This window comes from Pantoea sp. UYEF8, assembly GCF_040546285.1.
Classification (GTDB): domain Bacteria; phylum Pseudomonadota; class Gammaproteobacteria; order Enterobacterales; family Enterobacteriaceae; genus Pantoea; species Pantoea brenneri.
Map to the genome: position 1 here is coordinate 366,889 of NZ_JBEPNM010000001.1, position 12,869 is coordinate 379,757.

The following is a 12,869-nucleotide window of genomic DNA, read 5'->3' on the forward strand; positions in this document are numbered from 1 at the left end:
TTTAGTAGAGTAACCCTGGCATCCCCAACGCGCGCGTGCCAGTTTCGCCCCGTGCTGTCGCCACCAAAAATGCGTGCAATTCCGATTTTTCGCAGAACAGTTAAGCCGGTCACAATTATCAGCTAACCTGAAAGCCAGTCAGCCGAGGAGACCGACCATGGACTTAGCCCTATTTGATCTGGATGAGACGCTTATTAGTGAAGACAGCACTGGCCTGTGGTTACGCTGGCTGGTATCGCAGGGCTTCGCCCCCCGCGAGTTGATCGACCAGGAACAGGCCCTGATGGCGCAGTATTATGCCGGCACGCTATCGATTGAAGAGTACATGAATACCACCCTGGCCCCGCTGGCGGGCATGGCAACCCTGACCGTTGAAGGCTGGGTCCGTCGCTTTATTCATCGCGACATTATGCCGCGCGTCTATCCTGCTGCACGTGAGCGTATCGAGTGGCACCAGGCGCGTGGCGACAAGGTGATGATTATCTCCGCCAGCGGCGAGCATCTGGTACTGCCGATTGCCGAAAAGCTGGGTGCCTGCGGAGCGCTGGCGATAGGCGTCGAGATCGTCGATCAGCGCTACAGCGGTAAAACCTACGGCACCATGACCTACAAACAAGGCAAAGTGACGCGACTGGGCGACTGGAAAGCGCTACAGCAGGGTGAAGCCTTCGGTCACACCTGGGCCTACAGCGATTCGATGAACGACCTGCCGTTACTGGAACAGGCCGATCACGCGCATGTAATTAATCCTGACAAACTGCTGCACCAGGAGGCATTAAACCGGGGATGGCAGGTCTGCCACTGGGCTCGCTAAGCTAGCCGCGGGACGCAGTGGCGTCCTGCGCTAACCCGACTTTCAGCAATTTGCCGTTAGCTTCATCGGTCAGCACATAGAGATAGCCATCCGGCCCCTGACGCACATCGCGAATACGTGCGTTCTGATCGCCGAGCAGACGCTGCTCTTCAACGACCTTCTCCCCGTTTACGCTCAGCCGGATCAGGTTTTTCTCTTTCAGCGCGCCGATAAACAGCGAATTTTTCCACTGCGGGAAGCGGGCACTGTTATAAAACGCCATGCCGCTGATGGCGGGCGAATCTTTCCAGTAATAGACCGGCTGTTCGGTTCCGGCTGCATGACTCCCTTTCGATTCCGGTACTTTGTCGCCACTGTAATCGATACCGTAGGTCGCCAGCGGCCAGCCGTAGTTTTTACCTTTACCGATGATGTTGACCTCGTCACCGCCACGCGGACCATGCTCGCTTTCCCACATCGTTCCGGTCCACGGATTAAGCGCCAGGCCCTGCGGATTACGCAGGCCATAAGCCCAGATCTCCGGGCGCGCCCCGCTCTGCTTCACAAACGGATTATCGTCAGGCACGCTGCCATCCGCATTCAGCCGCAGCAGTTTGCCCTGCAGCTTATCGAGATGCTGCGCTGTGCTGCTGGCAAAGTTATCGCCAAACGCAATCCACAGAAAACCCTGCTTATCGAATGCCAGGCGGGTGCCGATATTATTGCCGCTGGAGAGCATAGGCGTCTGGCGAATCACCACGCGGAAATCGCGCAGTTGCCGGTTATCCTCGCTCAGCGTCCCGACACCCACCACCGCACCGGCCTTCCCGCTGCTATTGGCTTCGGTATAGCTCAGCCAGACGCGTCGGCTGCTGGTGAAATCGGGTGCCAGTACCACGTCCAGCAAGCCGCTCTGGCGCTGTGCCCAGACCGGCGGCACGCCAGAAATCGGCTGTGACAAGCCACCCTGTGGGGTCCAGCTGCGCAGCTGGCCGCTGCGTTCCGTAATCAGCAGAGTCTGGTTGTCGGGCAGAAACGCCACGGACCATGGATGTTGTAATTTATCCTGCAATAGCTGGACCTGTACCTGTGGTTCTGCGGCCAGCAGCGGCGTGGCACACAGTAGCGAACCACTGAACAACAACGCGTGAGCGAAACGAGCCATAGCGATCTCCTGACGGGATGGGATGCCCTTAAGCGTAGTCAGCCACTCTGCGGTGATGTTGAGGATTTACAAAAGATTAAACAGGGCGACGCCCTGAAGATGTGCGGAACAGGCTACCAGCAATGCCAGCCGTAGCCCGGTTTTCGTTTCATCTTCGGAGACACAGGGAACACTTCACGAGGCAAGCAGCATCAACCCTGAATCATGGGTCCGTAGCTGAAACCGGGTTGCTCTCACTGAACAGCCCTGGGCGAGCCTGAGAGATTTCCACTAACCGCAGGTCAGTAAATCATCATCTTATGCCGGTATGTGTGTGGACAAGATGATAAGGAGTTCATCCGGCAATCACTGTCTTAAGGCCCGCGAACAGTGCCTGAGGATGTTATTCGCCAGGGTCAGGCAGGAATCCGCCGCAACGTCACCCTGTTTACCCGACATCACAGCTATAACTTTTTTTCAGCCTGATAACCCAGCCATTACGTTACGACTGTGCTCAGCGGGGCCAGCAGGTTCACTACCCGTCGCCTTCCAGCCAGTCGGCTGGCACTGAGGATAGCGGGCGGCAAATGACAGGTATAAAAAAACCCGACGGGTGAGATCGGGTTTTATTAGTTTTCCGGTATCAGCTTAACGCTCTGACCGGCGAAAAACGGTCCGCATCTGGCGCGTTTAATTTTTGCTGTTACCGCTGATAAATTCATCATAAATCTGACCTTCCTTACCCAACCGTTCGGCAGGTTTTAGTGTCGGATTTGGGCCAACTCGTCTGCTGAGAGGCCGGTCATTTTCATGACGGTGTTACGGTCAATGCCGTTCTGCAGCATAGTGCGGGCAATTTTCAGCGTGGCTTCGCGCTCGCCTTCGGTACGGCCTTCCTGCTTACCAAGCTGAATGCCTTTCTCAATACCTTTTTCAATACCTTTCTCGATGCCCTTCTGCTCCAGCTGCTGTGCGATGGTCATAAGTGCCTCTCCGTATTGCGGCACACGCTGTGCCAGTTCGCGAACAAAGGCTTCGGAGTCAGCTGACTCGCCTGCCTGCAGTAAATAGTGTATCAGCGCTGTTACCTGGGGTGAAGAAAGATAATCCGCCATCAGTAACGTGGCCAGACGATCGGTCAGGCTGGCGATGTCTCGCTGATGAATATGCTTTTGTAACAGCGTCAGCGCCGCCATGCTGCGGTGTTCCATAATCTCATCGTCCGGAATGGCCGTTACATCGACCAGGGGAAAGGCGCTGTTGTAGAGACTTTCCGCCAGCACCGGATCACTGAATTCATCGAGCCAGCGCGTTGAGTACGGATACGGACTGCGCTTGCCGGTATAGAACAGGACCGGTATCACCAGTGGCAGCGTTTTATGACCAGCCTCAAGATGCCGCTGCATAGCAGCCACAGCGTAACACAGGAGCCTGAACGCCATATGCCTGTCCGGAGTGGATTGATGCTCAATCAGCACATGAATGTACCCGTCGCCGGCAGTAGTCTTCAGGCTGTAGAGAACGTCGCTAAAGTACTGGCGCAGATCGTCTTCAACGAACGAGCCGGATTCCAGCTTCAGAGTACTGAGGTCACAGATAGTACGCAGTTCTGCGGGCAGGTGCAGTTCCATAAAGTCACGGGCAATATCCGGCTGGGTGAGAAACTGCCGGAAAGTGGCATCGTGAGGCGTAGGCGTGCTGTTCTTTTTTTTCATCGTTCCTGACTCTGACAATCACCGGTTCAGGGTACCACAGACCCGATCCAACACCACCGCAGCGGTGACCGGACCAAATGCCAGACCGAGGGAGGAACAGGGTCGGACGGCCTTTTCAACGTCAGTTCGGTAAGCCGGTGATCGGCAGCAGCATAAATGATGACGGTGATCCCCGCTCACACGGGGAACAGGCGCGCTGACGGCCGTTTAAAAGCCGAATACCAGCCGTTAATCTCGCCGGGTCACGGCGCGTTAAAGCTTACCGTGTCACGCACCATGATATTGATACCCGGCTTCAGGTCTTCAAAAGTGATCGGCGTATTGCTGTTGCTGACCGTTTTGCCAAACGCTTTGCGCACTACCCGGATCAACGGTTTCCCGGTCACCGCGTCACTGGCTTCTATTTCCAGAAACAGCTCGCTGTTCTGGGTACGGTGTCCCGACGCCGCCATGGTGGTCGCCACCACCGCCGCAACCGGCACCACCTCGTAGAATTGCACGCCTTCATTCTCTGCAGATACAGCCGTGATGGCGGCCCGCACTTTCAGGGTATGCGGCGTAGCCTGATTAGTCAGCGGCCGACGGGTGGCGATCGCGCCTTTTAACTGAATGTCGGTATAGCTCAGCACCTGATCCAGCGTTTGCTGGCTGACACGTGCGGTAGGATGGGCTGCCGGATAGTAGACCAGCGGGGTATAGAGCACATCTTTATACTGACTACTTTTGTAATCGGGCGATATCCAGCGCAGGGTCGGTTGACCGCTGGCCGACTCAGTCGGCTGCAACTGGCTGTAATCGCTTAAGAAACCAGAGTATTGCTGCTTCTCTGTGACGTGAGAAGTGCAACCGCTGAGCAGCAGGGCAGAGACCGCCAGCAGAGCAGCAACAGATGTTTTACGCATTATCAACTCGCTTATGTCGGAAAGGTTTAAGCAAGCATAGATAAGCCTGACGGGAAATGCTGAAAAATAAGTGTGCTTCTAATGGGTTATGTGCGCGGGGCCGGAATAACCCGCTGCAGCGCAGCGGGTGCAACGGCTTACTCGAAACAGGTGTCCGGATTTTCAGACAGGGTAATAAACTGTTTACCGCCGTGGGTCAGCGCCATGATGGTGCCGGTTTCAATATCGTAAACCCAGCCATGCAGACGCAGTTTACCGTTACGCAGCGCCACCGATACGGAAGGATGGGTTTTCATGTTGTTAAGCTGGGCGATGACATTCTCTTTCACCATCTCATTCAGCTTTTTCTCTGGCGATTCATATTCGCGCTGCTCTACCACCGCTTTCGCCGCATCGGCATAGCGCAGCCAGTGTTCGACCGCTGGCATGGTGTCCATGCAGGCGCAGGATGCGATGGCATTCATCGCGCCACAGTTGGAGTGCCCACAGATGATAATGTCGGACACGCCCAGCGCGACCACGGCATATTCGATGGTAGCGGAAACGCCGCCTGGCTCCGGACCAAATGAAGGCACGATGTTGCCCGCGTTGCGGATAACGAACAGCTCTCCTGGCTCCTGCTGCGTCACCAGTTCCGGTACCAGTCGGCTATCAGAACAGGAGATAAACAGCGCTTTGGGATTTTGATTTGACGCCAGGCTTTTGAAAAGATCCTTCCTTTCAGGAAACACATTCTGCTGGAAATTCAGAAATCCATTGATGATCTCTTTCATTATTTAGCTCTCACATTATCCACGTCGTTACCTGAAGGGCATAGCCCCTTCAGTGTTGATTTGCTCGTTTATTATTAATGAAAACAAGTGAATATCAACCAGCGATTTCCTAAGGGTGCGGTCTGACCCGCTGTGTCAGCGTTTCGCTTTGATGATGATGCGCATGGCAAAAGCGGAATTTCTTTTTATAGCACGGTCAGTTACTGGAAAATGACAGCGCCAATCAGACGCTGTTTCTGGCCCGGTCAGCGGCCGCGATTTTACCGGTTTTTTCATACCTTTACACGGCGCTAAACCCTTACAGATAACGCTACAATTTTTTCCGCAACACAGGTAAAATCCCGCGCCATCGCTGTGCTGAACCGGAAACAGAGCTATGTCTACTACAATAAAAACTTTGCCGCCACGGGTCGGATTCGTCTCGCTCGGCTGCCCAAAAAACCTCGTTGACTCCGAGCGCATCCTCACCGAACTGCGCACCGAGGGCTATGATGTGGTGCCGCGCTATGACGATGCTGAAATCGTGATTGTAAACACCTGCGGATTTATCGACAGCGCGATTCAGGAGTCGCTTGAGGCGATTGGCGAAGCGCTGAATGAAAATGGCAAGGTGATTGTCACCGGTTGTCTCGGCGCTAAGGTTGATCAGATTCGTGAAGTGCACCCGAAAGTGCTGGAAATTACCGGTCCACACAGCTATGAGCAGGTTCTGTCGCACGTGCATCGCTACGTACCAAAGCCTCAGCACAACCCGTTCCTCAGTCTGGTGCCGGAACAGGGCGTGAAACTGACGCCGCGTCATTATGCTTATCTGAAAATTTCCGAAGGCTGCAACCATCGCTGCACTTTCTGCATCATCCCATCAATGCGTGGCGATCTCGACAGCCGCGCCGTCGGTGAGGTACTGGATGAGGCCAAACGGCTGGTCGAAGCGGGCGTTAAAGAGCTGCTGGTGATCTCGCAGGATACCTCAGCCTATGGCGTTGATGTGAAACACCGCACCGGTTTCTGGAACGGCTCGCCGGTAAAAACCAGCATGGTCAGCCTGTGTGAGCAACTGGCGAAGCTCGGCGTGTGGGTGCGTCTGCACTACGTCTATCCCTATCCGCACGTCGACGAAGTTATTCCGTTGATGGCGGCCGGCAAAATCCTGCCCTATCTCGATATTCCGTTGCAACATGCCAGCCCGCGCATTCTGAAGCTGATGAAGCGTCCTGGCGCGGTGGAACGCACGCTGGAGCGGATTAAGCGCTGGCGTGAAATCTGCCCGGAACTGACGCTGCGCTCCACCTTCATTGTCGGCTTTCCCGGCGAGACCGAAGAAGATTTCCAGATGCTGCTCGACTTTATCAAAGAGGCGCGTCTCGATCGGGTAGGCTGCTTCCAGTACAGCCCGGTGGAAGGCGCGACCGCCAACCAGCTGCCCGATCCGGTCGACGAGGCGGTGAAGCAGCAGCGTTACGATCGCTTTATGCAGCTGCAACAGCAGATCTCAGCTGAACGCCTGCAGGAGAAAGTCGGACGTGAGATTCTGGTGATGGTTGATGAAGTGGACGAGGAAGGCGCGATTGGCCGCAGTATGGCTGATGCGCCGGAAATCGACGGCGCGGTCTACCTTAACGGCGAGCGTAACGTTAAACCGGGCGACATGCTGCGGGTCAAAGTTGAGCATGCCGATGAGTACGATCTCTGGGCGAGCCGCGTTTAATCCCGGCATTGAATGGCGGCGCGCAGTGATGCCTGTTGCCGCATCGGGCCTTATTCGCGCTTAACCATACTGCTGCTGATGCGCTTTCTTGCGTGTCAGGTAGTCCTCATCGGCCCGGATCCGATCCCAGTAGCCTTTAAAGATGGCCGCCGCCGCGGCCTTTTCTTCATTCACGCCACGCGGTAATTCTTTACCGTCAGCATCATATTTTCGTCCGCCCTGATGATTGCTGTAGCGACGTGCGCGGGTGTAGCCCATCTGAATAAACTTACGCGCCATATCCATGCCGACAAAATCATCCTGCTGACGATACGCCTCAAACAGCGTCATGATTTTCTCCGCCGACGCTTCGGCAATCGGTACGGTACGAAAACGCCAGTGCGGCAGGATTTCGCTCTTATAGGGCTCGACCATCAGCACCCCCTGCTCCCCACGTCCGACCTGATAACGTTCGGGATGCTGGCGGAAGTCGATGGTGCTGAAGTCCTGATCATAATCGAAAGGTTTCATGTCTTGAGTTTAGGATCCAACGCGTCGCGCAGCCCGTCTCCGAGTAAATTAAATGCCAGAACGGTGAAGAAGATCGCCAGGCTGGGGAAAATCGCCACGTGCGGCGCAATCACCATATCGGCACGCGCCTCGTTCAGCATGGCGCCCCATTCTGGCGTCGGCGGCTGCGCGCCCAATCCGAGAAACGACAGGCTGGCGGCAGTAATGATAGAGGTGCCGACGCGCATGGTGAAATAGACCACAATCGGTGAGACGGTACCCGGCAGAATATGCCGCATGATAATGGTCCAGTCAGAGGCGCCAATACTGCGTGCTGACTCAATGTAGGTCTGATGCTTCAGCACCAGGGTATTACCGCGCACCAGGCGGGCAAACGCCGGAATGCTGAAAATCGCTACCGCTACAATCACGTTGCTCATTCCGCTGCCCATGATCGCCACCACCGCAATCGCCAGCAAAATACCGGGAAAGGCAAACAGCACGTCGCAAACGCGCATGGTAATGCGGTCCCACCAGCCTTCGTAATAGCCTGCTAACAGACCAAACAGCGTACCAATCAGCGCGCCGATAGCCACCGAGAAGAAACCGGCAATCAGTGAAATGCGGGTTCCCACCAATACCCGGCTGAAAATATCGCGGCCGAGTGAATCGACACCAAACCAGTGCAGCAGTGAAGGCCCGTCATTCAGCCGGTCGTAATCGAAATAGTTTTCAGCATCAAACGGCGCCACGTAAGGGGCGATAAACGCCAGCACAATCAGCAGCAGCACAAACAGTCCGGCCAGCAGCGCCACCGGCTGCTGCCGGAAACGCCGCCAGAACTCGCGCCACGGCGTGCGTACCCGGTTCTCCTTGATCAGCGGCAGGGTTTTCAGTGCCGCATCGCGTCGCCAGTTTTTCATCGCGATTCCTTAAAGCGAATGGCGGGATTGATCACCGCATACAACATATCAACCATCAGATTGATCAGAATAAACTCCAGTGAAAAAAGCAGCACTTCCGCCTGAATCACCGGATAGTCGCGCATTGACACCGAATCGACCAGCAGTCGTCCCAGGCCTGGCCAGTTAAATACCACCTCAACCACGATCGATCCGCCCAGCAGGAAACCGAACTGCAGGCCCATCATAGTCACCACCGGGATCATCGCGTTACGCAGTCCGTGTTTCACCACCACCAGCGACTCGCGCACCCCTTTCGCGCGCGCGGTACGCATATAATCTTCCTGCATCACTTCGACAAACGAGGCGCGGGTGAAACGCGCCATCACTGCCGCCACCGCCGCACCGAGAGTAATCGACGGCAGAATATAGTGTTGCCAGCTTTCTGCCCCGACCGTCGGCAACCAGCCCAGCTCCACCGAGAAAATCTGCATCAGCAACATGCCAAGCGCAAAGGCCGGAAACGAAATGCCGGAGACCGCCAGCGTCATGCCGAGGCGATCAGGCCAGCGATTGCGCCAGACGGCGGAAACAATGCCGATCGCCATACCAAAAATCACGGCCCAGACCATGCTGGTCAGGGTCAGCCATAAGGTCGGCATGAAGCGCGAGGCGATCTCATCCGCCACCGGCCGTTTTGATACCATCGACTGACCGAAATCGCCCTGCAATGCATTGAGAATAAAGTGCCAGAATTGCTGCGGCAGCGGCAGATCAAGTCCAAGCTCCTGACGCACCAGCGCCACCACCGAGGCATCCGCCTCCTGTCCGGCAATCAGACGCGCCGGATCGCCCGGCAGCAGGTGAACAAACAGAAACACCAGCACCGCAACAATCAGCAAGGTGGGGATCAGCCCCAACAGCCGTTTAAGAAAATAGTTAAGCATGCAACATCCTGCAGCTGCGGCCAGCCGCGTGGGCTGGCCGGCTCCGTTACTTCAGACTGGCCTCATCAAAATTGAATGAGGTATCGGGCATCACATAAAAACCGCTGAGGTTTTTGCTGTTGGCGGACACCAGTTGCTCAACCACCAGCGGGATCCACGGATGATCCTGCCAGATGGTGTCCTGGGCATCTTTATACAGCTGGGCCTTCTGCGCGCGATCGGTGGTTTTCAGCGCATCCGCCAGATCCTTATCAACCTTAGGATTGCTGTAAAACGCGGTGTTGAAGATCGCAGGTGGCCAGGCGGCAGTGGCAAACAGCGGCGTCAGTGCCCAGTCGGCTTCACCGGTTGAGGCGGACCAGCCGGTGTAGAACATCCGCACGCCGCTCTCTTTCTGGCCTTTGCCTTCAACTTCGGCCGCACGCTGTCCCGCATCCATCGCGGTGACCTTAACCTTCACGCCGACCTGCGCCAGCTGCTGCTGCGTGAACTGCAACACTTTCTGCGCGGTGCTGTGATTGTGTGATGACCAGAGGGTGGTTTCGAAGCCGTTGGGGTAGCCCGCCTCTTTTAGCAATGCTTTGGCTTTAGCCGGATCGTAGCTGATGGCCGGATAGTGTTGAGCGAAGTCGATGGCCGGCGGGACGATACCGGTGGCCGGGGTGGCATAACCAGCAAAGGCCACCTTCGCCAGCGCCTGGCGGTTGATGGCATACTCCAGCGCCTCACGTACTTTCGGGTTGTCGAACGGCTTCTGGGTAACGTTGAGGCTGATGTAACGCTGCATAATCGACGGTGTGGTTACCACCTCGAGCTTGCTGTTTTTCTCCAGCAGTTTGGCCTGCTCATAAGGGATCGGGAAGGCAAAGTTGGCTTCCCCGGTTTGCAGCATCGCCGCACGGGTATTGTTATCCACGATCGGTCGCCAGGTAATGCTGTCCAGCTTCGGATAGCCCGGCTTCCAGTAGCCGTCCCACTTCTTCACCTTGACGAAGTCGGTCTGGTTCCAGGTTTCAAACACAAACGGGCCGGTCCCGACCGGATGGAAACCGATATCCTTGCCATATTTTTTCAGCGCGGTCGGTGAAATCATCGCCGCCGCCGGGTGGGCCAGAATGTTAATGAAGGCCGAGAACGGCTGCTTCAGGGTCACTTTCACCGTGGTCGGATCGATCACTTCGGTAGTGGCGATCTGCTTAAACAGGTTATAGCGTTTAAGGTGGTTATCCGGGTTGCTGGCGCGGTCGAGATTGACCTTGACCGCTTCGGCGTTAAAGTCGCTGCCATCCTGGAACTTAATGCCCGGGCGAAGCTTGATGGTGTAGGTCAATCCATCCGGACTGGCCTGATAGCTCTCCGCCAGCACGTTGGTCAGCTTCATCTGTTTATCAAAACCAAACAGCCCCTGATAAAACGATTTGGCGACCGCCTGCGACAGCGTGTCGTTGGCGTCATACGGATCGAGGGTGGTGAAGTTGGACGCGACGGCAATCACCGCATCCTGCGCCGCCCAGGCGGGCAATGTGAGGGCGCTGCTTAATACGCCAGCCGCCACTAACCCTTTACGCATCGTCATCTGCATCTTGTTCTCCTGTAATCCCTGTCGGGTGGGTCGCCGAAGCGATATCTTCACTATTCAGGTCGCGCTGATAACGTGGCGGGCGACAAAGTGCCCCGGCGCCACTTCCATCAACGGTGCCACTTCAGGTTCATCCCCTAACGCATGGATTGGACTGGGGATCTCATCAACCATTAACGCGCGTTCCCGGCGATGGTGCGCCGGATCGGCAACCGGGACGGCGGCCATTAGTTTTCGGGTATAAGGATGCTGTGGCTGCTCAAATACCGCCTGACGCGGCCCCATCTCAACAATCTGGCCGAGATACATCACCGCCACGCGGTGACTGATGCGTTCCACCACCGCCATATCATGCGAGATAAACAGAAACGCGATACCAAATTCGCGCTGTAAATCGAGCATCAGGTTGATGATCTGCGCCTGGATCGAGACATCGAGTGCCGAGACCGACTCATCCGCAATCACCACCTTCGGATTAAGTGCCAGCGCACGGGCAATACAGATGCGCTGCCGCTGGCCGCCTGAAAATTCGTGCGGATAGCGCTGCGCGTGCTCCGGCAGCAGCCCGACCTTTTCCAGCAGCCAGGCCACTCGCTGTTCCGCTTCACGACGCGGCATCACCTTGTGCACCAGCAGCGGCTCCATGATCGAGAAGCCTACCGTCAGTCGCGGATCGAGCGAGGCGTAGGGATCCTGAAAAATAAACTGAATGTCACGCCGCAGATGTGCCAGCGCCGCGCCGCTGAGGTTATCGATGCGTTGACCGTTGAAGGTCAGCGTCCCGCCCTGGCTGGCCACCAGCCTGAGCAGTGAACGGCCGGTGGTCGACTTACCGCAACCGGACTCGCCGACCAGCGCCAGCGTCTCACCGGCATAGAGATCGAAACTGACTTTTTCGACTGCGTGCACCCGGCTTTTCACCCGGTTAAACAGCCCACCGCGAATATCAAACCGCGTCACCAGATCGCGGACCTGCAGAATCGGCGGCTGGTCACGGCGCACGGTATCCTGCGGCGTCTGCTGCTCTTCTCCACCGTGCAGCAGCGGGAACTTAGCGGGCAGTGGCTGACCGTGCATCGAGCCGAGCTTAGGGACCGCCGCCAGTAACGCCTGGGTGTAAGGCTGGCGGGGCGCGCTAAACAGCTGGGCTGCCGGCGCATTTTCCACCACTTCGCCGCGATACATCACCTGCACCCGATCCGCCATTTCCGCTACCACGCCCATATCGTGGGTGATAAAGATGACGCCCATCTGCATCTCTTTTTGCAGTACGCGGATCAGTTGCAGGATCTGGGCCTGAATGGTGACGTCGAGCGCGGTGGTAGGCTCATCGGCAATCAGTAACGCCGGTTTACAGCAGAGCGCCATGGCGATCATCACTCGCTGACGCATCCCGCCGGAGAGCTGATGCGGAAAGCGGGACAAAACATTTTGTGCATCCGGAATACGCACCAGGTCCAGCATATGGCGTGCTTCTGCCAGCGCCTGGGCGTGGCTTTTGCCCTGATGCAAGCGAATCGATTCGGCGATCTGTTCACCAACGGTAAACACCGGATTGAGCGAGGTCATCGGCTCCTGAAAAATCATCGCCATATCCGCGCCGCGTACCCGCCGCATCTGACCGGCCGGGGCGCGCATGATATCCAGTACCTCACCGTTGCGGCGGCGCAGCTGTACCTCACCGCGAACCGTTGCGCCGTTTTGCTCAATCAGCCGCATCAGCGCCAGCGAGGTGACTGACTTACCGGAACCTGACTCGCCCACCAGCGCCAGGGTTTCGCCGCGAAACAGATCGAGGGAGAGATGGCGTACCGCCTCGGTCACCGTGCCCTGATGCTGAAAATGAACACTGAGATCGCGTACCGCCAGCACCTGATCGGGTGCCAGTGAGGGTAACGCCTGCCGATCGCTCATGCC

At 56.6% G+C, this 12,869-nt stretch carries 12 protein-coding genes; 2 read left to right on the forward strand and 10 right to left on the reverse strand.

What is annotated here, in order from left to right; translation table 11 throughout:
* Positions 1-157: 157 nt before the first annotated feature.
* The gene (locus ABIB18_RS01820; protein ID WP_354473564.1) at positions 158-814 is read left to right on the forward strand and encodes an HAD family hydrolase; all 657 of its coding nucleotides are present in this window, start codon (positions 158-160) and stop codon (positions 812-814) included.
* Position 815: 1 nt separating this feature from the next.
* Here ABIB18_RS01820 and ABIB18_RS01825 read toward each other — a convergent pair whose 3' ends face one another.
* The 5 genes from ABIB18_RS01825 to ABIB18_RS01845 form a co-directional block, all read right to left on the reverse strand.
* Positions 816-1,958, reverse strand: coding sequence for a PQQ-dependent sugar dehydrogenase (locus ABIB18_RS01825; RefSeq protein ID WP_354473565.1), 1,143 nt, complete (start codon positions 1,956-1,958; stop codon positions 816-818).
* Positions 1,959-2,698: 740 nt separating this feature from the next.
* Positions 2,699-3,652: an Rpn family recombination-promoting nuclease/putative transposase gene (locus ABIB18_RS01830; protein ID WP_354473566.1), complete on the reverse strand. Its 954-nt coding sequence runs from the start codon at positions 3,650-3,652 to the stop codon at positions 2,699-2,701.
* 26 nt (positions 3,653-3,678) lie between these two features.
* A complete protein-coding gene (locus tag ABIB18_RS01835; protein WP_354473679.1) occupies positions 3,679-3,822 on the reverse strand; it encodes an Hha/YmoA family nucleoid-associated regulatory protein in 144 nt (47 codons plus the stop codon).
* A gap of 72 nt (positions 3,823-3,894) precedes the next feature.
* Positions 3,895-4,554, reverse strand: a complete 660-nt coding sequence (locus tag ABIB18_RS01840; protein ID WP_031377014.1) for a DUF3313 domain-containing protein — start codon at positions 4,552-4,554, stop codon at positions 3,895-3,897.
* A 137-nt stretch (positions 4,555-4,691) separates the two neighbouring features.
* Positions 4,692-5,327, reverse strand: a complete 636-nt coding sequence (locus ABIB18_RS01845; RefSeq protein ID WP_031377015.1) for a carbonic anhydrase — start codon at positions 5,325-5,327, stop codon at positions 4,692-4,694.
* 376 nt (positions 5,328-5,703) lie between these two features.
* On the opposite strand from ABIB18_RS01845, the gene rimO reads away from it, so the two are divergent.
* Positions 5,704-7,035, forward strand: a complete 1,332-nt coding sequence (gene rimO, locus ABIB18_RS01850; protein WP_354473567.1) for a 30S ribosomal protein S12 methylthiotransferase RimO — start codon at positions 5,704-5,706, stop codon at positions 7,033-7,035.
* A 60-nt stretch (positions 7,036-7,095) separates the two neighbouring features.
* Here the strand turns inward: rimO and ABIB18_RS01855 are convergent, their stop codons facing one another.
* The 5 genes from ABIB18_RS01855 to ABIB18_RS01875 are packed head-to-tail and all read right to left on the reverse strand — an operon-like array spanning position 7,096 to position 12,866.
* Positions 7,096-7,545: a DUF4385 domain-containing protein gene (locus tag ABIB18_RS01855; protein ID WP_354473568.1), complete on the reverse strand. Its 450-nt coding sequence runs from the start codon at positions 7,543-7,545 to the stop codon at positions 7,096-7,098.
* Positions 7,542-8,447 carry a glutathione ABC transporter permease GsiD gene (gene gsiD, locus ABIB18_RS01860; protein WP_031377017.1) on the reverse strand — a complete coding sequence of 302 codons (906 nt, stop codon included), beginning with the start codon at positions 8,445-8,447 and terminating at the stop codon, positions 7,542-7,544. Before gsiD ends, ABIB18_RS01855 begins: the two co-directional genes overlap by 4 nt.
* Positions 8,444-9,373: a glutathione ABC transporter permease GsiC gene (gene gsiC, locus ABIB18_RS01865; RefSeq protein ID WP_031377018.1), complete on the reverse strand. Its 930-nt coding sequence runs from the start codon at positions 9,371-9,373 to the stop codon at positions 8,444-8,446. Before gsiC ends, gsiD begins: the two co-directional genes overlap by 4 nt.
* A 46-nt stretch (positions 9,374-9,419) precedes the next feature.
* Positions 9,420-10,955, reverse strand: a complete 1,536-nt coding sequence (gene gsiB, locus ABIB18_RS01870; protein ID WP_031377019.1) for a glutathione ABC transporter substrate-binding protein GsiB — start codon at positions 10,953-10,955, stop codon at positions 9,420-9,422.
* Positions 10,956-11,009: 54 nt separating this feature from the next.
* Complete coding sequence (locus ABIB18_RS01875; protein ID WP_031377020.1) at positions 11,010-12,866, reverse strand: dipeptide ABC transporter ATP-binding protein; 1,857 nt, start codon at positions 12,864-12,866, stop codon at positions 11,010-11,012.
* Between the last annotated feature and the right edge of the window lie 3 nt (positions 12,867-12,869).

Bases quoted from the DNA above. Each gene is read 5' to 3' on its own strand.
- ABIB18_RS01820 (WP_354473564.1), top strand. From the start codon at position 158: ATGGACTTAGCCCTATTTGATCTGGATGAGACGCTTATTAGTGAAGAC.
- gsiC (WP_031377018.1), bottom strand. From the start codon at position 9,373: ATGCTTAACTATTTTCTTAAACGGCTGTTGGGGCTGATCCCCACCTTG.
- ABIB18_RS01855 (WP_354473568.1), bottom strand. From the start codon at position 7,545: ATGAAACCTTTCGATTATGATCAGGACTTCAGCACCATCGACTTCCGC.
- ABIB18_RS01845 (WP_031377015.1), bottom strand. From the start codon at position 5,327: ATGAAAGAGATCATCAATGGATTTCTGAATTTCCAGCAGAATGTGTTT.
- ABIB18_RS01875 (WP_031377020.1), bottom strand. From the start codon at position 12,866: ATGAGCGATCGGCAGGCGTTACCCTCACTGGCACCCGATCAGGTGCTG.
- rimO (WP_354473567.1), top strand. From the start codon at position 5,704: ATGTCTACTACAATAAAAACTTTGCCGCCACGGGTCGGATTCGTCTCG.
- ABIB18_RS01830 (WP_354473566.1), bottom strand. From the start codon at position 3,652: ATGAAAAAAAAGAACAGCACGCCTACGCCTCACGATGCCACTTTCCGG.
- gsiB (WP_031377019.1), bottom strand. From the start codon at position 10,955: ATGCAGATGACGATGCGTAAAGGGTTAGTGGCGGCTGGCGTATTAAGC.
- ABIB18_RS01825 (WP_354473565.1), bottom strand. From the start codon at position 1,958: ATGGCTCGTTTCGCTCACGCGTTGTTGTTCAGTGGTTCGCTACTGTGT.
- gsiD (WP_031377017.1), bottom strand. From the start codon at position 8,447: ATGAAAAACTGGCGACGCGATGCGGCACTGAAAACCCTGCCGCTGATC.
- ABIB18_RS01840 (WP_031377014.1), bottom strand. From the start codon at position 4,554: ATGCGTAAAACATCTGTTGCTGCTCTGCTGGCGGTCTCTGCCCTGCTG.